Raw genomic sequence first — 19,339 nt, forward strand, 5'->3', positions numbered from 1 at the left:
ATCGAGGCCGCGAGCGGAGGTGGCATGACACAGCATCTGGAGAAGGCGAACTCGGGGCAATCGCCCGAGGGTGAGTCCGCCACCCCATCGGCCAACGGGCAGTCCGCCGCTCGCAACACCACCGCCGTTCCCACCTCCGCATCACGTCGCGTCCGCGCGCGCCTGGCACGCCGCATGACCGGGCAGCGCGGCATCGCCGCCGTGAAGCCGGTGCTCGAGCCCCTCGCCAGCGTGCACCGGGAGCTGTACCCGAAGGCGAATCTCGCTCTGCTGCAACGGGCTTTCGACGTCGCCGACGAGAAGCACGCCCACCAGTTCCGCAAGTCCGGCGACCCGTACATCACGCACCCGCTGGCCGTGGCCAACATCCTGGCCGAGCTGGGCATGGACACCACCACGCTGGTGGCGGCGCTGCTGCACGACACCGTCGAGGACACCGGGTACTCGCTCGACGAGCTGACCGCCGAATTCGGCACCGAGGTCGCCCATCTGGTCGACGGCGTCACCAAGCTGGACAAGGTCAACCTGGGCGCGGCCGCCGAGGCCGAAACCATCCGCAAGATGATCATCGCCATGGCCCGCGACCCCCGCGTGCTGGTGATCAAGGTCGCCGACCGGCTGCACAACATGCGCACCATGCGCTTCCTGCCGCCGGAGAAGCAGGCCAAGAAGGCCCGCGAAACCCTCGAGGTGATAGCGCCGCTGGCCCACCGCCTGGGTATGGCCACCGTCAAGTGGGAGCTGGAGGACCTCGCCTTCGCGATCCTGCACCCCAAGAAGTACGACGAGATCGTGCGGCTGGTCGCCGACCGCGCGCCCTCGCGCGACACCTACCTGGCCAAGGTGCGCGCCGAGATCGTGAACACGCTGGCGTCGAGCCGGATCAATGCCGTGGTCGAGGGCCGTCCGAAGCACTACTGGTCGATCTATCAGAAGATGATCGTCAAGGGTAAGGACTTCGACGACATCCACGACCTGGTCGGCATCCGCATCCTCTGCGACGAGGTGCGCGACTGCTACGCGGCGGTCGGTGTCGTGCACTCGCTGTGGCAGCCCATGGCCGGGCGGTTCAAGGACTACATCGCCCAGCCGCGCTACGGCGTCTACCAGTCGCTGCACACCACCGTGGTCGGCCCCGACGGCAAGCCGCTGGAGGTCCAGATCCGCACCCAGGACATGCACCGGACCGCCGAGTTCGGCATTGCCGCGCACTGGCGGTACAAGGAGACCAAGGGCAAGCACTCCAACGACTCCACCGAAGTCGACGACATGGCGTGGATGCGTCAGCTGCTCGACTGGCAGCGGGAGGCGGCCGACCCGGCCGAATTCCTGGAGTCGCTGCGCTTCGACCTCAAATCGCCCGAGATCTTCGTGTTCACGCCCAAGGGTGACGTGATCACCCTGCCGCAGAAGTCCACCCCGGTGGACTTCGCCTATGCCGTGCACACCGAGGTCGGCCACCGGTGCATCGGCGCGCGCGTCAACGGGCGGCTGGTCGCGCTGGAACGGCAGCTGGAGAACGGTGAGGTCGTCGAGATCTTCACCTCCAAGGCCCAGAACGCCGGACCCTCCCGGGACTGGCAGAACTTCGTGGTGTCCCCGCGCGCCAAGGCCAAGATCCGGCAGTGGTTCGCCAAGGAGCGCCGCGAGGAGGCGCTCGAGGCGGGCAAGGACGCCATCAGCAAGGAGGTCCGGCGCTCGGGCCTGCCGCTGCAGCGTCTGATGAGCGTCGACGCCATGAGCGCCCTCGCCCACGAGCTGCACTACACCGACATCTCGGCGCTGTACGCGGCCGTCGGCGAGAACCAGGTGTCCGCGCACCACGTGGTGCAGCGGCTCATGGCCCAGCTCGGCGGCGTCAGCGACGTCGAGAACGAACTGGCCGAGCGGTCCACGCCGTCCACCGTGCCGGCGCGTCAGCGCACGACAGGCGATGCGGGCGTGGAGATTCCGGGCGCGCCCGGGACGGTCTCCAAGCTGGCCAAGTGCTGCACCCCGGTACCCGGCGACGAGATCATGGGCTTCGTGACCCGCGGCGGCGCGGTCAGCGTGCACCGCACCGACTGCACCAATGCCGATTCGCTGCGCTCGGAACCGGAACGGATCATCGAGGTCAAGTGGGCGCCGTCGCCGTCGTCGGTCTTCCTGGTGGCCATCCAGATCGAGGCCCTGGACCGCACCCGCCTGCTGTCGGACGTGACCAAGGTGCTGGCCGACGAGAAGGTCAACATCCTCTCGGCCGCGGTCACCACCTCCGGTGACCGGGTCGCCATCTCCAAGTTCACCTTCGAGATGGGCGACCCCAAGCACCTCGGCCACCTGCTCAACGTGGTCCGCAATGTGGAAGGCGTCTACGACGTCTACCGCGTGACCTCGGCCGCCTGATCCCGTCCCGCCCCGGCGGAAGCCGGTGGGGGACAGGTCAGTCGGCGCGCAGCAGCGGCTGGGTGGAGCAGCGGAACGCGCCGCCGAACAGTCGCGACACCGCGAAGTCGATGTACTCGACGGTGATGCCGCGGCCCTCGAGCTCCTTGCCGATCCGCTCGAATGCCGGGTCGGTGGTGTAGGTTCCGGCGTCGATGGGCAGGCGTTGGTGGCCATGGCCGCGGCCTCGTCCTCACTCACCCCGATGCGCTCCCAGTCGCGCAGCCGCTCGGGCAGGCCCTCGGGGAGGCGGTCGGGGCAGGCGATGAGCAGTCCCTCGCGCACCAGGCCGATCGCGCAATCCAGGTGCAGCACACGCTCGGGCAGGCGGACGGGCGTGACGGTGAAGCCGTGCGGCCGCAGGTATTTCACGAGCCAGCGGTAGCCGAGCTCATTGCTGGCCATGCCGGACAGGCCGACGAAGACCTCGGTGCCGAGCACCAGGACGTCACCGCCCTCGAGGAACGGGCCCGGTCCCGGGTGGCCGACCGCGGCCTTGCCGGGCTGGAGCAGCGAAACGTAGTGCGCCGCAGACGGCATCACGCGGTCCAGCAGCAGGTCGCGGCTGGGCAGCACCTCCATGCGGCGGTGCGGGAACTGGAGCACGCCCTCGATCACGTGCTCGCCGATGGTGAACCACGGGTCACGGACGAAGAAGTTGGCGTATCCCATCGGGCCCGCCGTGGCTTTCTCGTCCGCGGTGAACCGCCGAGGCCGCAGTACCTCGACGCCGTGGCGGGTGAGCACGGCGGCGAGCTCGTCCCGCTCGGCCTCCCATCTGCGCTGCTTGTCCGGATACACCGCGCCGAAGTCCCGACCCCACACCTCGTCCAGGATGTCCAGCGCGCCGGGTTCCACCGGCATCGAGTGGCCCAGTATCTCGGCATTTGCTGGGGCCCGGAATTCGCTCTGCGAAACCACCACTGTCCGCAGCCGTGCGAATTCACTGTCCACACGAACGTTCTGAGTTTCAGCAAGCATGGAATGACACGGTAACGCCTGTATGCCCGCCCGGATTCGCCTGATGCGGGTCGCGCGACTTGCGGAATTATCCTTATGAGCGGCTGGTCTTCTGGTTGCGGTGGCCAACTTCCGGAGCCGTGGCAATCGGATGGGGATCCAAGTCGGAGCGGATCGTCACCTTCCGGGTGGCCGCTGGCCGAGCCGGTGGCTCCCGAGCTCTACCATGGTTTGCGATTCGATTGCTGGTTCCCGGGCGGGTAGGAGATCCATATGTCGACGGGCAAGCGCGTCAAACTCGCCCTGGGTAGTGGCGGCGCACGCGGATACGCGCACATCGGCGCGATCGCCGAACTCCAGGAGCGCGGCTACCAGATCGTCGGCGTGGCCGGATCGTCGATGGGGGCACTCGTCGGCGGGCTGTTCGCCGCCGGGCGGCTCGACGAATTCACCTCCTGGGCAACCACTCTCGGCCAGTTCGAGGTGGCGCGCCTGCTGGATCCGGCGTTCAGTGAACCGGGCGTGATCCGCGCGGGCAAGGTCCTCGACCGGATCCGCGAGATGCTCGGTGACCTGCGCATCGAGGATCTGCCCATCCCGTATGTCGCGGTGGCCACCGATATGACGACCGGCCGGTCGACCTGGTTCCAGACCGGTGAACTCGATGCCGCCATCCGGGCCTCGATCGCCATTCCCGGATTCATCACCCCGGTGCTCGTCGACGGGCACGTGCTGGTGGACGGCGGTGTGCTCGATCCGCTGCCGGTGGTGGCGACCATGGCGCTGGGCCCCGCGGACATGACCATCGGCGTCGACCTCTCGGGTGCGCCGGACCCGGCCTACGATCGCGCGCAACCGCGCACGAACTGGTTCACCCAGTGGTGGCGGGCCTCGGCGCAGCGGCTCGGCGGTGCACGCACCCCGGTCGAGGAGGTGCCGGCGCAGCCCCCGGCGCTGAGCAGCATCCGTGCCACCGATGTCGCCCAGCGGGCCATCGATCTCATGTTGGCCGCCCTCACCCGCCAGCATCTGGCCGCCCACCCACCGGACCTGGTGATCGAGGTGCCGCAGAACATCTGCGGCACCATGGATTTCCATCGCGCCACCCCGATCATCGAGCAGGGGCGGGCGTTGACGGCTCGGGCTCTCGACGCCCTGCCCGACCGAGCCCTCGACGCCCTGCCCGACTGAACGATTGCCCGGCGGTCGCGGGTACGATCGGCGCGAACCGGACCGGCCCGCGCGGTCGGTCGTCACCCGTAGGAAGGGCCCCGTACCAGCATGAAGTTCGAGAATGTCACCGTCACCAAGCGCGCCAACGTCTACTTCGATGGCAAGTGTGTGAGCCACAACATCGAACTGGCCGACGGCACCAGCAAGTCGATCGGTGTCATCCTCCCCGCCACCCTGACCTTCAACACGGGTGCGCCGGAGATCATGGAACTGCTCGAGGGCCAGTGCAACGTCACCCTCGCCGGCGAGTCCGAGGCCGTCACCTACAAGGGCGGCGAGTCGTTCTCCGTGCCGGGCAACTCCAGCTTCCAGATCGAGGTCGTGGAGCCGGTCCACTACGTCTGCCACTTCGGCTGAGTTTCGAACCCCTGTGGCCCGGTCGCGAATGTGACCGGGCCACAGCCATTTCCGGCTCCGGCGTGGTACGCATGGGGTATGACGACCCTGGGAGTGGTGTTCCGGCCGCAGCAACCGCCCGAGCGGCTGCGGGACGTGGTGCGGGCGGCGGACGAATCGGGACTCGACCAGCTGTGGCTGTGGGAGGACTGCTTCCTGGAGGGCGGGATCGCCACGGCCGCAGCGGCGCTCGCGTGGAGCGAGCGGGTGCGGGTAGGGGTGGGGGTACTGCCGGTGCCGCTGCGCAATGTCGCCGTCACCGCGATGGAGCTGGCGACGCTGGAGCGGATGTTTCCCGGGCGGGGGATCTGGGGTGTGGGACACGGGGTTCAGGACTGGATGGGGCAGGTGGGGGAGCGGGTCGCCTCGCCGATCACCCTGCTGCGCGAATACCTCGACGCGTTGCGGGCGCTGCTGGCGGGGCAGCGAATCACGGTGAAGGGCAGGTATGTCCGGCTCGACGACGTCGCGCTGGACTGGCCGCCGACCGCCGCGCCGCCGATCCTGGCCGCCGCGACCGGGCCCCGCACACTGGGATTGGTGGGGGAGGCCGCAGACGGAGTGATCCTCACCAGTTCCACGCCCGCCGACGGGATTCGGACGGCCGCGGAGATCGTGCGTGCCGCCCGTCCCGAAACGCTTGCGGCACAGCCATATCCGATCGTCGTGTACCTGCTGGCGGCCACCGGTTCCGGCGCCGCCGAACGGGTGGCCGCGGAGCTGCGCGCCGAGGGACGCGACACCGTCCCCGGTATCGGTGTGGCGGGCGATGCCCGGACCATCGCCGACACCGTGCTCGGCTGGATCGAGGCCGGCGCCACCAGCGTGGTCCTTCAACCCACCGGCGACGAACCGGACCCGGTGGGTTTCGTCCGGTTCGCCGCCGAGCAGATCGCGCCCCTGGTGCCCTGACCCGACGGGCTAGCGCAGGTCGCGGAAGAACTCGCGGATGTCGTCGACCAGCAGCTCGGGTTCTTCCATGGCCGCGAAATGCCCGCCGCGATCCACGTCCACCCAGCGGGTGATGGTGTTGGACTGCTCGCAGTAGCGGCGGATGCACACGTCGTGGGCGAAGGCGATGACACCGGTCGGCACGCCCGAATTGGCCGCGGGCGCACCCCATTCGCCGGTCTGTGCGTACCCGACGTAGGCCGCCGATCCGGCGGTGCCGGTGAGCCAGTAGAGCATGACGGTGGTGAGCAGGCGATCACGGTCGATGATCTTGTCCGGCTCCACGTTTCGGGGATGGGTCCACTCCCGGAACTTGTCCATGATCCAGGCCAGCTGGCCCACCGGCGAATCCACCAGCCCGTAGGCCAGCGCCTGCGGGCGGGTGGACTGGATCGCGACGTAGCCGAACTCCTCTCGCATGAAGGCCTGGATCCGCCGGATCCGGTCCCGCTCGAGGTCGGTGAGTTCGTCGATATCGTTCACGGCGGTCGGCGGCGGCAGGTTCGGGCCGCCGTTGACATGCACGCCGATCACCCGATCCGGTGCCGTGCGCGCGACCTCCGGACTGACCGCGCCGCCGATATCGCCGCCCTGCACGCCATAACGCTGGTAGCCGAGACGGTTCATCAGTTCCGCCCAGATCCGGCCGATCCGGGCCCTGGTCCAGCCGGTGTCGCCGACCGGACCGGAGAAACCGAACCCGGGCAGCGAAGGAATGATCAGGTGGAAGGCGTCGCCCGGGTGACCGCCGTGGGCGCGCGGATCGCTCAGCGGTCCGATGACGTCGAGGAAGTCGGCGATGGATCCGGGCCAGCCGTGGGTGAGCAGCAGCGGCACCGCATCCGGCTCGGCCGAGCGGATGTGCAGGAAGTGGACGCGCTGGCCCTCGATCTCGGTGACGAACTGTGGATACCGGTTGAGCTCGGCCTCGGCCGCGCGCCAGTCGTATCCGGTGCGCCAATGGTCGACGAGTCCGCGCAACCAGTGCACGGGCACGCCGGTGTCCCAGTCGTCGCCCGGCAGCGGCGCGGGCAGGCGCGCGACGTCGAGCCGTCGCCGCAGGTCATCGAGCTGCTCGGCGGGAATGTCGATGCGGAAGGGAGTGATCTGCTCGCTCATGAGAACCACGCTACGGGGCGGTTAGGACAGCTTCTGCCCTAGCGGTGCGGCAGAATCGAATTCGTGTTGGAAACCTCCGCCAGACTGCTCCGACTGCTGTCGCTGTTGCAGACCCCACGCGACTGGAGCGGCGCGGAACTGGCCGCGCAACTCGAGGTGGATGTGCGCACCGTGCGCCGGGATATCGAAAAGCTGCGCGCCCTCGGCTATCCCGTGGACGCCACCGCGGGTACGGCCGGATATCGGCTGGGCGCGGGCGCGACACTGCCGCCGCTGCTACTCGACGACGAGGAGGCCGTCGCCGTGGCCATGGGATTGCGCACGGCCGCGGGCGGAAGCATCGCGGGCATCGAGGAAAGCTCGCTGCGGGCACTGGCCAAACTCGAGCAGGTGCTGCCGTCGCGGCTGCGGCACCGCGTGACCGCCTTGCAGACCGCGACCGTGACCGTGCCCGCCGGCGGCCCGCGCGCCGACCCGGACACCCTGACCGCCATTGCCGCCGCCATTCGAGACCAGCATCGCCTCCGGTTCGACTACCGCACTCACAACGGTGAAACCTCCCGCCGCACGACCGAACCGCACCGTCTGGTGCACATCGGCAGTCGCTGGTACCTGACCGGCTGGGATGTGGACCGCGAGGATTGGCGCACCTACCGGGTGGACCGCCTGACCCCACGCATCCCCACCGGCCCGCGCTTCACGCCCCGCCCCGCGCCCGACGCCGCCGATCAGGTCTCCCGGGGAGTGACCACCGCGCCCTACCGCTATCAGGCTCGTATCACGTTGCTGACGTCCGTCGAACGGGCCGCCGAGGTGATCGCGCCGACCGTCGGCGTGCTCGAGGCCGTCGACCCGGACACCTGCGTCCTGCACACCGGCGCGGATTCACTCGACGCCATCGCCGTCCACGTTGCGGGCTTCGGATTCGAGTTCCGTGTCATCGACCCTCCGGAACTGACCGCACGCCTGCGCGAGCTGGCCACCCTGCTGCACCGTGCGGCAGGCTGACCTGCCAAGCGTCCCACCAGATCCGGATTTCTCGATGAGACTGGGTGCCCCGGTGCTGCGAACGTGAGGCCGGTGAGCGTCACCAGTGTGCCCGCGGAGACGGCCGATCGAAACATGTACTCCCCCTGATTGATCGAGAATCTACCGATCATAGGGTCGCCGCCCCGTCTGCACCGGCGTGCGGGAATTCCCGCGGTCAGCCGGCCAGGGCAGTGCGGGTGGCGGAACGGATTGCGGCCGTGACGGTTTCGGGTTGTTCCAGCATGACCAGGTGGCCGCAGTCGGGCAGCTCGATGGCCTCGGTCGGGCACAGGGTGGTGTTGAGGCGGGCGCCGGCGGCGGCGGACAGGATGCGGTTCTTGGCGCCCCAGACGGTGGTGATGGGCGGGAAGCCGGGGGCGGGGCGGAAGTCGTCGAGGACGGCCAGTTTCGGCAGGTCACGCGCGATGGCGGCGGGTGGGAGCAGGCGGCGGGGTTCGCTCCAGCGGTGGCGCAGGCCGGTGAAGGGGGAGGAGCCCATGCCGCGGCCGCGCGGGCCGAGCTGTTCGCGGACGACGAGATTCGCGGCGAAACCTGGCAGCCGGATCGCGCTCGCGACGGAGTCGAGTGGGAGCTGCGCGGCCGTGCGGGCGGTCCATCCGGTCGGCGTGGGCCGCAGGGTGGCGGCGGTCAGCGGGCTGCACAGCACCAGGGCGCGCACATTCTGCGGATTGCGGCGGGCGTACAGCAGGGACAGCGCGCTGCCGAAGCAGTTGCCGACCATCGTGACGTCGGTGAGCCCGTGGGCGCCGATGAACTCGGACACCATGCGCACGTAGTTGTCGACGGTGTACCCGTCCGCGGGTGAGTCGGAGTCGCCGTAGCCGAACAGATCCAGCGCGTACACGGTGTTGGTGGCCGCCAGCGCGCGCGTCTGGTTCACCCAGATGCGCCGGTCACCGCCGATATTGTGCAGGAACAGGATCGGATCCCCGGATCCGGCGCGATCGTAGGCGACGGATACGCCGTGATAGTCGAACTCCGGCATCGGGCGCTCTCCTCATTGAGTAGCGGTGCTGCACTGCGTCTGCGGCCACGAGGGCCGTCAGCACCGACTCACCCTCGCGCGGTACCAGTCATGGTAGCCGGTACCGCGCGTAACACAAGTTTTGGGTGGAGCGTCCGAGCGCTGGTCAGCGGGTGGATCCAGCGATCACCTCCCCGCTGCGGATCCAGGATTTCAGTTCGGTCATGCCGGTGTCGCGATCCATTACGGGCCGATATCCGAAATCGCGGGTGGCCGCGGAGGTGTCGTAGGTGCCCGAGCGGGTCATCACCGCCACCGAGTACCGCGACAGTGGCGGGGTCCAGTGTTCGGCGAGATACGGTATCCGCCTGAGGTTTTCGATCACCGACACCACCAGCGCCACCACGCGCGGATCGAGCCTGCGGCCGGGCCGCGGGTAGCCGAGGTCCGCGGCGACGTCACCGAGGAACCCCCAGACGTCGGTCCGCTCCGCATCGGCGATGAAATACGGCTTGCCGCCGACATTCTCGCTGGCAGCGGCCCTGACCGCGGCCTCGACGATATTGTCGACATGGCACAGCGAGGCGTACACCTCGCGCCCGGCCGACAGATCCGGCAGGGTCCCGGCCGCCGCCCGTTCGAGCAGCCGCACAATGGGCCCGGATCGGTCGCCCGCACCCCAGATGGCCCGCGGCCGCAGCGCGCAGGTGGTGAATCCGGGCGCATTCGCCTTCAGTACCAGGCGTTCGGCGGCGGCCTTGGTCTCGCAGTAGTGATTGAGGTAGCGGCGGGGATACGGAACCGACTCGTCGATATCGATCTGGTCGCCGCCGTCACGGTCCATGAGTGCGCTCGGACTCGAGATGAACACGAACCGCTGCGCGCCGGCTGCCCGGGCGGCGGCCAGCAATCGCGCGGTGGCGGCGGTGTTCTCGGCCCAGAAGCGGGCGCGGGTGCCGCGCTCGTCCACGCGGGCGGCGCTGTGGAACACGACATCGACCCCGGCGACGGCGTGTTCCAACGAGTCGGGATCGCTGAGATCGCCCACCACCCGCTCCACCCGGTCGAGCACCGGGGCCAGGTCCCGCAGATTGCTGGTGCGCCGCACCAGAATCGCCACCTCGTGGTCCCCGTCGCGCACCAGCCGGCGCGTGAGCGCGCCGCCCAGGAAGCCGGAGGCCCCCGTCACCAAAGCCTTCACGATGCTGCTGCTTTCACGATGCCTCCAGAAGTGTGCGGTCGCGTCGCCGAACGCGGCCGAGGAGCGGCGTCAGCGCCGCGATGTCCCAGCCGACCCGGCTGGCCAGTTCGTCGGCGGCCATGGTGAGAGGTATGCGGGTGGCCGGATCAGCGGCGCACAGTGCCGCGTCGGCCCACCACAGCAGCCGCAGCGCCGGATTCGACGGGGCGCGCCCGGCCACCGCGGCGATCAGTCCGGCTACCAGATACAGCCGGGCGGCGATCCCGGCCAGGAAATACAACCGCGTGGCCAGCGGAACCGCCTGCGGCGCCGGGCTTCTCATGCCGCGGCCCTACCCGTCGAGCTGCTCGGCCGCCCAGACTGCCAGTTTCTCGCGGCCGATCTTGGCATTGTGGCGGATGTCGACCGGGAACCGCGGATGGAACAGGAACTCCGCCACCGGCTTGGTGATGTCGAATTCGTCGCGCCGCCCGCGCAATCGGTCCTCGACCGCGGCCCGGTCGGCTCCCGGCGTCAGCTCCACACACAGCACCGGCTGCTGGTCCCCGCGCGCGCCCACGCCCACCAACGCGGTGCGGGCCACGCCCTCGACGGTATTGAACACCTGCTCGACCTGCACGGTGAACATCGGCCCGCTCGCCGTCTCCAGCCGCTGACTCTTGCGCCCGCAGAATCGGATTCGCCCGGCGTCGTCGATCCAGGCGAGGTCTCCGGTACGATGCCAGATCACCTCGCCCTCGGCGATCTTGCCGGCCCGGTTGGCCGCCTGCGGCCAGAAGTAGCGGGGGCTGACATTCGGCCCGGACACCACCAGCTCGCCGATCCCGCGCGACGCCGCCAGATCGGCCGCCCGCGCCTCCGCATCCGCCCAGTCCGGCAGTGGATCGTCGGTGATGGCGATGATGCGCGCCTGCACGTGGAGCGCGGGCGTGCCGACGCACACCCCGTGCCCGGTGTGCGCCTGCTCCACCAGATCGCCCAGCAGCTCGCGGGATTCGATGGTCGCCATGGGCAGCGCCTCGGTCGCGCCGTAGCCGGAGTACACCTTCGCCGGCTCGGGCAGTACCTGCCGCAACGCCGCGATGCACCAGTCCGGGACGGGCGCTCCGCCGGAGTAGACGCTCTGGATGCTCGGCAGCGCCGCCCCGGTCTGCTCGATGTGCCGCAGGAGCGGGATCAGCACGGCGGGGGAGGCGAACATGGTCTTCACCTCGTACCGCTGCACCGCGTCGACCACGTGCGCCGGATCGGTCGCCCCGACCTTGGAGGGAATCAGCGGCGGTAGCACGCACCGGGATCCGAGCAGCAGCTCCAGGATGCCCGCCACCGGCGCGGTGATGAGCGAGGTGCCCGGCGCGACGTGCTCGCGCGCGGCGTCCACCTGGTCGATCATGGCGCTGAGATTGCCGTGGGTGAGCACCACCGCCTTGGCGGGCCCGGTGCTGCCGGTGGTGTAGGCGATGAGCAGCGGTTCGTCATCGGGCGCGGGCTCGCGTTCGGGCAACGCGGAAGCCGGTGTGCGGCCCCAGCTTTCGAGAGTGGGCCCCTGCCACCACGAGCGCCCGACCGTGACCGCTATCCGCACCTTGCGGAAGTAGGCGCGGAACACGATGCGCAGCGCCTGCGCCTCGGTGACGCCGACGAAGGCTTCGGCGTCGGCGGCCTGCAGGCAGCGCAGCATCTTGAACATGCCCATGCCCGGGTCGATCACCACCGGCACCGCGCCGATCTTGAACAGCCCGTAGAGGACTGCGTACAGCTCGGGTCCCGGCCGCACCAGCACGATGGTGCGCACGCCGCGGGTGACGCCGGCCTCGGCGAACCGCCCGGCAATGGTGTCCGACCACGCGTCGAGTTCGGCGTAGGTGAGATGGCGGTAATCGGGCAGGCCGTCCCGATTCCTGCCGTCGGCATAGATCACCGCCTCCCGTTCGGGATGGGCGGCGACGATATCGCTGAAACGATCGAGAGCGCGCCAATAAATGGTGGGCAAGGAATGCGACACACTTCCCCCAGTGAATTGTCGAGGAATGCGAGGAATGTATCGGTGAGGCTACACGGGGTGATGTCGGACCGCTAGACGTGGCGCTCCGTATTCGCTTGATATACAACAGTTTTAGTGTGTCTCCGGGTACCGACACCGGTTCCTCGCAACCCCCTATTCCACCCCTACGGAGCGACTCGGCGGCCATTCTGCGATCGGCGTGCGTACCACTGCCTTCCAGCGATTACGCCGCGAATAACGCTCGGGCGCACTGTGATCGGTGAGGCTCGTGTGACACGCGTCTACCGGTGGGTACGGTAGCGTTTCGCTTGGCATCGGGGCTACGGGATATCAGCGGGGCCGGCCCGGGGGACACCGAATTGCGGCCGCCGCAGCCACATTCGACCGGACGCACTCAGTCCAGAGAGCAGGGGGCCACATGCGTACACGCTTCGAATCGATCGGTGCGTACACACCCACGACCATCCGTTCCACCGAGGACGTGATCAACAGCCTTTCGGTACCCAGGGCATTGGACCTGGAACGAATTACCGGAATCAAGAACCGGCGCGTGCACAATAGCGATCCGGAGAATTACGAATCGTCGTTCGCACTGGCGCGCAACGCCATCGAGGACTGCCTCGCGCGCTCCGGCTACGACGCCGCGGACCTGGACGTCATCATCTCGGTGTCGATCACCCGCTTCACCGCGCCCGGGCAGTACTGCTTCGCACCGTCTTTCGCCGCCCAGCTGGGTGCGGCCATCGGCGCGGGCCGGGCGCTGCACTTCGACCTGTCCAATGCCTGCGCGGGCATGATCACCGGCGTGCTGGTGCTGGACCGCATGATCAAATCCGGTGTGGTGCGCCGCGGCCTGGTGGTCAGCGGCGAGCAGATCACCCCCATCGCCGAGACCGCCACCCGCGAGATCTCCCAGCCCTACGACCCGCAGTTCGCCGCCCTGACCGTGGGCGACGCGGCCGTGGCCGTGGTGGTCGACGACCAGGGCGACGACGCGGACGAGATCCACTACATCGAGCTCATGACCACCTCGGCCGGCGCCGAGCACTGCATCGGCATGCCCAGCGACAAGACCACCGGCATCGCCATGTACACCGACAACCGCGCCCTGGCCAGCGAATCCCGCTTCCTGCAGGGCATTTCGCGCATGGCCGACTTCCTGCTGGAGACCGGCCGGGCCTGGGAGAGCGAGAAGTACGACTACTGGATCCACCACCAGTTCAGCGGCCCGGCCATCGACTACATCAGCTCGCTCACCGAGCGGCACTTCGACACCCCGATGCCGCAGGCGCTCAATATCTACGGCGAGTACGGCAATACCGCGTCCACCTCGCACTTCCTGGTGCTGCGCGAACACCTGGCGCAGGGCCGGATTCCGCGCGGCTCCAAGGTGCTGCTGATCCCCGAGGCGTCCGGCGTGGTCTCCGGGCACCTCGCCGCGACCATCTCCCGGCTGGAGGCCTGAATCCATGAGCACCGCAATCGTTTCCGCAGCCGTCTGCACCGACGCCGACACCGGCAGCTACTTCGAGCTGGCCGCCCGCGCCGGCGCGCAGGCGCTGGTGGCGGCGGAGGTCTCCGCCGACCGGGTCGGCCTGGTGGTCAATGCCGGGGTGTTCCGGGACAGCAATATCGCCGAGCCCGCGGTGGCCGCGCTGATCCAGAAGCGCCTCGAGGTGGGCCTGGAGTACGCGACCGGGCGGGTGCCCGCGTTCTCCTTCGACCTGCTCAACGGCGGCACCGGGGTGGTGCACGCGCTCATGGCCGCCCAGTGCTTCACCGGTCTCGGCGATGTCGAGTACGCGCTCATCGTGGCCGGCGACACCCACCCGTCCACCGAGCGCGACCGCGAGGACTTCCCGTACGCCGCCAGCGGTGCGGCCATCCTGCTGCATTCCTCCGACAGCGCGGGCGGTTTCGGTCGCATCTACACCACCGAGACCCCGGGCGCGCTCGCCCCGACCGCCTGGGCCGACCTGGAGGCGGCGGGCACCGGCGGCCGCACCGCGCTGACCGTGCGCACCGAGACCGGGGACCCGCTCGCGCTGGCCGAGGCCGCGCTGCGCGAATGCCTGGCCGGTGAAGGACTGGAGCCCAGCGACTTCGCCACCGGTGACGCGGTGCTGCTGGCCCCGGCCCCCGTCCCCGGCTTCCGGGAGCAGGTGGCCTACCGGATCGGGGTGCCCTCGGCCGCGGTCGCCGGAATCGACCCGTTCGTCGGCGACCCGTATTCCGCGGGCCCGGTCCACGCGTATCTGAGCGCGGCCACCCAGGGCATGCTCGACGAGGCACGCGCGGTGGTGTTCCTGGCGGTGGACGACACGTCGGCGGCCGCCCTGGTCTATCGCCCGCGGGCGCTCGTCACCACCTCCTGGTCGAATGTGAAATACACTATTTGACAGTACATTTCGAAACCGTTGTGCCCCGGCTGATCCTGGGCGCCCACGCGCCCTCGCTGCAATGATGCCGCTCCAGCACACCGAAGCTCGCCGTGCCACGCCTGTCAGTCGGGCGCATCCCGATCGGTGAAAGGGACGTCAGATGGCACGGTCGGTCGCTCGGGACCGAGGGGATATGCCGGTGGGGGCCGGCGCCAGGACGAGCTGGGCGGTCGCCACCCAGGTGAGCGCGGCGGACGCGGAGCGGCTGCGGGTCGCGCGCGCGGTGGCGGTGCTGGGGCCCGCCGCCGGGGTGGGCCGGGTGGCGGCGCTACTGGACACGGAACTCGACGAGACCCGTGCGGTGGTCACGGAATTGGCGGCGGCCGGGCTGATCGTGGGGGAGTGCCGCCCGCACCCGGAGCTGGCGGCCCCGGTGCTGCGGGACCTGCCCGACGAGGATCGGCGCGCCCTGCACACCGGGGCGGCCGAACTGCTGTTCCGGGAGGGCCTGCCCGCGGCGACGGTGGCCCGGCACCTGGTCGAGGCGGGCGACGCCCGTGGCTCGTGGGCGGCGCAGGTACTCCTGGAGGTCGCCGACCGCGCCTTCGACGCCGATGAATTGGACAGCGCCGGAACCTATCTGGAGCTGGCCTATCGGGCCAGCAGACGCGCCGACGAGCGGGCCGCCATCGCGACCCGGCTGGTGGCGGTGGAGTGGCGGATCAACCCGTCGTGCCGCACCCGCAATTTCGGCCGGCTCAAGGCGGCCCTGCGCACCGGGCGGGTGCCGTACCCGGAGCTGCCCACGACGGTATTGCAGATGCTGTGGCACGGTCATGTCCTGCACGCCGATCACGCGCTGGTCCAGCTGCGTCGCAGCGTGGGCTCGGCGGCGGCGGATCGGCTCGAATTCGTCGGGGCGTGGTTGCGCTACACGCATCCGGTGCAGGCGCAACGGCATCCGTGGCTGGCCCACGCCCGCTCCGGCCCGGAATCATCGTCCCCGGACCGTGACTCACCCCACCGGCAGGCTGCCGTGCTGCTGGCGGGACTGTGGGAGCAGCGCTCACCCGCCGAGACCGCCGCTGCGGCCCAGCGCATCCTGGCACACCACCGGCTGACCCCCGCCACCGTCGAGGTGCTGGTGGCGGCGGTCGACTGCCTGCTGCACACCGATCGCCTCGACGCCGCCGACGCCTGGTGCACCGCCCTGCTGGCCGAGGCCACCGCGCGCCGTGCTCCGACCTGGCAGGCGCTGTTCGCCTCGGCGCGCGCGGAGACGTTGCTGCGCAAGGGAAATCCGGTCGAGGCGGCCGGGCACGCCCTGGCGGCACTCAATCTGCTGCCCGCCGAGCAGCTCGGGGTGTGGCTGGGCCGGGCGGTCGCGGTGCTGGTGCGCGCGCTCACCGCACAGGGCAGGCACGCCGAGGCCGCCGCACAGCTGGAGCGGCCGATGCCGCGGGCCATGTTCGAATCCCGTTTCGCGCTGGGCTATCTGCGCGCCTGCGGCGAGCACTGCCTGGCCACCGGCCGGCCCGAGGAGGCGCTGCGGCACTTCCGCCGGTGCGGGCGGCTGATGGACGAGTGGGACATGGACTTCGCCTGGCTGGCGCCGTGGCGCAATGACCTGGCCGCGGCCGGCCTGGTGTCCGGGCAGCAGCGGCAGGTGCGGAATCTGGTCACCCGGCACCTCGACCTGATCGGCGGGGCCGAGCAGCACCACACCGGCGGGGTGTCGTTGCGCCTGCTCGCCGCGACCAGCGATCCGCTGCGGCGGGTGACGCTGCTGCGCCGTTCGGCGGCGCTGGCCCGCTCGGGTGGCGACGAACTCGAATTGGCCACGGTGCTGGCCGATCTCGGGAACGCCTACCGGGCGCTGGGGGAGTCGGACCGGGCCCGGCCCCCGCTGCGGGAGGCGGCGCGGCTCGCCGAGATCTGCGGGGCCGAACCGCTCCTGACCCGCCTGCAGGTCGACCCGGTGCCGGCCGCGCGAGAAACCCTGGTCGGCACCGGTTTCGACGCCTTGAGCCCGGCCGAACGGCGGGTGGCCGAACTGGCCGCGCTCGGTCAGCGCAATCGCGATATCGCCGAGGCCCTGAACATCACAACCAGTACGGTGGAGCAGCACCTGACCCGGGTGTACCGCAAACTCGCGGTCGCCCGCCGCAGCGAACTGCGGTTCGCGCTGGCGTCCCGGACCGAGACGAGCGCGCGGACCGCTACCGGATAACCGTCGGCCGAAAGGGGATTGGCATGATCGCGTATCCAACCGGGGCGCCGCAGCCGCCGCGGGACGACCATCCGCAACCGCTGCTGCCCGGGGACGACCCGTTCTACCGGCGTCCGCGCGGACTCGACCGGGTCGCGCCCGGGGCCGTCCTGGGTTCGCGTCCGGTGGAACTCGCACTGCTGGGCCGCATTCCGCAGCGCGTCACGGCCACCCAGCTGCTGTACCGGAGCACCGACCTGCACGGCCATGCCGAGGCGGCGGTCACCACGGTGCTGCTGCCGTCCGGCGCGGACCCGGCCGCCGACCGGCCGCTCGTCTCCTTTCAGTGCGCGATCGACGCCGTCGCCTCGAAGTGCCTGCCGTCATACGCGTTCCGTCACGGCGCGCGGGCACTGGGCTCGGTCCCGCAGCTCGAGCTGCTGCTCGTCGAGCATGCCCTGACTCGGGGCTGGGTGGTGTCGGTGCCCGACCACACCGGGACCGCGGGCCGGTTCGGGGCCCCGCGCGAACCCGGCCACCGCACCCTGGACGGCCTGCGCGCCACCCTGAATTTCCTGGCGCGGCCCGCTGATTCGCCGGTGGCGCTGTGGGGCTACTCGGGCGGCGGCCTGGCCACGGTGTGGGCCTCCGAGCTCGCGGCGAGCTATGCCCCGGAGCTGAATATCCTTGCCGCGGTGCTGGGTTCGCCGGTGGGGAACCTCGAATCGACCTTCTTCCGGCTCAACGGCTCGGCCTTCGGCGGGCTGGCCACCCTGTGCCTGGCCGGACTGCGCCGCACCTACCCGGCGCTGGACCGCACCCTGCGCGAGCATCTCGACGCCGCGTCCCTCGACCTGCTCGACCGCGCCGAAACCAGCGCCACCATTCCACTCCTGCTGCGCAGCGGCCGGTCCCGGATCCAGGATCGCGACGGTTCGGCCCTGGCCACGCTGCGGACCCTGCCGCAGGTGCGGGCCGTCCTGGCCGATGCCGAACCGGGTGCCCGAGCGCCGCGGTTCCCGGTGCTCGCGGTGCAGGGCGTGCACGATCTGGTCATTCCGTGCGGCAATGTGGATCGGCTCGTCGATCGCTACCGGGCCGAGGGCGCCTCGGTCCGCTATCTGCGCGATGTGCTGGGCGGTCACGCCAGCCTGGGACTGCTGGCCGCGCCCCTGTGCGAGAACTGGCTCGCCGATCGATTCGCCGGTCGCCCGCTCCCGGCCGGAACCACGCAAACCGTAGTCTCCCTGGCACTTTCGCTCTCCGCGCTCCGCGGCTACCTGGGCCTGGCGTCGATCCTGGCGAGGGCGGTGGCGGCCCGGCCGATGCGCGCCGCACCACCCGCGCGGACCGCTGCGCAGCCGGGCACGCCGGAGGCGGACATCGCGCACGCACTGCCGGTCACGTGATGGCTGGCTCATCGCCGCCGAGGACACCATCAACCGGCTCACCGGCGTCGGAGACGAGTTCGCCGACACGGCCCGCACCGCGCCGCTCGGCCTGGCCGGCGCGGTGACCATGACTGTCGGACTGGTCATCTTCATCGTGGGTGACCTGGCCGCGCTCCGAGGCGCGCTACCGCCGCGAGGCACTACCGCAACGAATCGGCCTTGCTGATCCAGCCCACCACCGCCCGGCTCACGAAAGGCGGGGACAGACGAGTGGCGAGCGCGGTGAGTTTGGTCTGCAGGCCGACCAGGACGTGCGGGCCCGACAGCGGGCGGCGTCCGGAAGCGGTGTGCCACACCGCTTCCGCGACATCGTCGGGGGTGAGGTGGACGCCCAGCGTGGTCGCGGATTTCGAGCCGCGGCTCACCTCGGTCATCATGTCGGTCGCGACGAACAGGGGCAGCAGGTCGCTGACCGTGATGCCGTAGTGCCGCCATTCGAGGTCGAGGGCCTCGGTCAGGCTGCGCACCGCGGCCTTGGTCGCGCCGTAGGTCGCCAGGCCGGGCTGGCCGTAGAGCGCCGAGGCCGAGGCCAGGTTGATGACCCGGCTGCCGGAGGTGCGGCGCAGATAGGGGAGGGCGGCGTGGCAGCCGTTGAGGACGCCCTTGATGTTCACGTCCACGAGACGATGCTGGCGTTCCACCGGGATCTCGCCGAAGGGGCCGGAGACGAGAATGCCCGCATTGTTGACCAGCAGGTCCAGCCGCCCGGCCGCGTCGTCGAAGTCCTTCAGGGCCCGATCCCAGCCTGCCGGGTCGGTCACATCGAAGGCACCCGTCACCGTCCGCCCGCCGATCTCGGCGGCGGTGCGGGCGACCGCGTCGGCGTCGATGTCGTACAGGCCGACGGTCCAGCCCTCCCGGGCGAACCGCGCGGCGATGGCGCGGCCGATACCGGCGGCCGCCCCGGTGACCAGGATCGCGGGCCGGGAAGCGGGCTGGGAACCATTGGCGGGCTGGGACATCGGAGCCTCTCGGATCGGAGGGTCGGGACCGCC

At 70.2% G+C, this 19,339-nt stretch carries 16 protein-coding genes; 10 read left to right on the top strand and 6 right to left on the bottom strand.

Features of this window, described 5'->3' with window-relative positions; all coding sequences use genetic code 11:
* Positions 1–24: 24 nt before the first annotated feature.
* From ACQP1O_RS14520 to ACQP1O_RS14540, 5 genes are all read left to right on the top strand, one after another.
* Positions 25–2,385 (top strand): RelA/SpoT family protein, encoded by a 2,361-nt coding sequence (locus tag ACQP1O_RS14520; RefSeq protein WP_357008088.1) that lies wholly within the window; start codon positions 25–27, stop codon positions 2,383–2,385.
* 345 nt (positions 2,386–2,730) lie between these two features.
* The gene (locus tag ACQP1O_RS14525) at positions 2,731–3,420 is read left to right on the top strand and encodes a hypothetical protein (RefSeq protein WP_433566320.1); all 690 of its coding nucleotides are present in this window, start codon (positions 2,731–2,733) and stop codon (positions 3,418–3,420) included.
* Positions 3,421–3,657: 237 nt separating this feature from the next.
* Entirely contained in the window at positions 3,658–4,575 is a 918-nt protein-coding gene (locus ACQP1O_RS14530; RefSeq protein ID WP_433566321.1) for a patatin-like phospholipase family protein, read from the top strand.
* A gap of 90 nt (positions 4,576–4,665) precedes the next feature.
* Positions 4,666–4,974 carry a pyrimidine/purine nucleoside phosphorylase gene (locus ACQP1O_RS14535; protein ID WP_354837226.1) on the top strand — a complete coding sequence of 103 codons (309 nt, stop codon included), beginning with the start codon at positions 4,666–4,668 and terminating at the stop codon, positions 4,972–4,974.
* A 78-nt stretch (positions 4,975–5,052) separates the two neighbouring features.
* Positions 5,053–5,925 (top strand): LLM class flavin-dependent oxidoreductase, encoded by an 873-nt coding sequence (locus ACQP1O_RS14540; RefSeq protein WP_433566322.1) that lies wholly within the window; start codon positions 5,053–5,055, stop codon positions 5,923–5,925.
* A gap of 9 nt (positions 5,926–5,934) precedes the next feature.
* Here ACQP1O_RS14540 and ACQP1O_RS14545 read toward each other — a convergent pair whose 3' ends face one another.
* Positions 5,935–7,083, bottom strand: coding sequence for an epoxide hydrolase family protein (locus ACQP1O_RS14545; protein ID WP_433566323.1), 1,149 nt, complete (start codon positions 7,081–7,083; stop codon positions 5,935–5,937).
* A gap of 63 nt (positions 7,084–7,146) precedes the next feature.
* Between ACQP1O_RS14545 and ACQP1O_RS14550 the strand changes: the two genes are divergently transcribed.
* Entirely contained in the window at positions 7,147–8,091 is a 945-nt protein-coding gene (locus tag ACQP1O_RS14550) for a helix-turn-helix transcriptional regulator (RefSeq protein WP_433566324.1), read from the top strand.
* Positions 8,092–8,287: 196 nt separating this feature from the next.
* Here the strand turns inward: ACQP1O_RS14550 and ACQP1O_RS14555 are convergent, their stop codons facing one another.
* The 4 genes from ACQP1O_RS14555 to ACQP1O_RS14570 all read right to left on the bottom strand — a co-directional run bounded on the left by ACQP1O_RS14555 (position 8,288) and on the right by ACQP1O_RS14570 (position 12,291).
* Positions 8,288–9,118, bottom strand: coding sequence for an alpha/beta fold hydrolase (locus ACQP1O_RS14555; RefSeq protein ID WP_433566325.1), 831 nt, complete (start codon positions 9,116–9,118; stop codon positions 8,288–8,290).
* A gap of 145 nt (positions 9,119–9,263) precedes the next feature.
* Positions 9,264–10,298: an NAD-dependent epimerase/dehydratase family protein gene (locus ACQP1O_RS14560; RefSeq protein WP_433566326.1), complete on the bottom strand. Its 1,035-nt coding sequence runs from the start codon at positions 10,296–10,298 to the stop codon at positions 9,264–9,266.
* Positions 10,299–10,311: 13 nt separating this feature from the next.
* Positions 10,312–10,620, bottom strand: coding sequence for a hypothetical protein (locus ACQP1O_RS14565; protein WP_433566327.1), 309 nt, complete (start codon positions 10,618–10,620; stop codon positions 10,312–10,314).
* 9 nt (positions 10,621–10,629) lie between these two features.
* A complete protein-coding gene (locus tag ACQP1O_RS14570; RefSeq protein WP_433566328.1) occupies positions 10,630–12,291 on the bottom strand; it encodes a fatty acid CoA ligase family protein in 1,662 nt (553 codons plus the stop codon).
* Between the two features lie 430 nt (positions 12,292–12,721).
* Between ACQP1O_RS14570 and ACQP1O_RS14575 the strand changes: the two genes are divergently transcribed.
* The 4 genes from ACQP1O_RS14575 (at position 12,722) to ACQP1O_RS14590 (ending at position 18,302) form a co-directional block, all read left to right on the top strand.
* A complete protein-coding gene (locus ACQP1O_RS14575) occupies positions 12,722–13,768 on the top strand; it encodes a 3-oxoacyl-ACP synthase III family protein (RefSeq protein WP_433566329.1) in 1,047 nt (348 codons plus the stop codon).
* Positions 13,769–13,772: 4 nt separating this feature from the next.
* Positions 13,773–14,702: a hypothetical protein gene (locus tag ACQP1O_RS14580; protein ID WP_433566330.1), complete on the top strand. Its 930-nt coding sequence runs from the start codon at positions 13,773–13,775 to the stop codon at positions 14,700–14,702.
* 175 nt (positions 14,703–14,877) lie between these two features.
* On the top strand, positions 14,878–16,914 hold the full coding sequence (locus ACQP1O_RS14585; RefSeq protein WP_433566331.1) for a LuxR C-terminal-related transcriptional regulator: 2,037 nt from the start codon (positions 14,878–14,880) through the stop codon (positions 16,912–16,914).
* Positions 16,915–16,937: 23 nt separating this feature from the next.
* Positions 16,938–18,302 (top strand): lipase family protein, encoded by a 1,365-nt coding sequence (locus ACQP1O_RS14590; protein ID WP_433566332.1) that lies wholly within the window; start codon positions 16,938–16,940, stop codon positions 18,300–18,302.
* A gap of 182 nt (positions 18,303–18,484) precedes the next feature.
* On the opposite strand, the gene ACQP1O_RS14595 is transcribed toward ACQP1O_RS14590, so the two are convergent.
* A complete protein-coding gene (locus ACQP1O_RS14595) occupies positions 18,485–19,306 on the bottom strand; it encodes an SDR family oxidoreductase (RefSeq protein WP_433566333.1) in 822 nt (273 codons plus the stop codon).
* Positions 19,307–19,339: the final 33 nt, after the last annotated feature.

This window comes from Nocardia sp. CA-151230, from assembly GCF_050942175.1.
In the GTDB taxonomy this organism is placed as follows: Bacteria; Actinomycetota; Actinomycetes; order Mycobacteriales; family Mycobacteriaceae; genus Nocardia.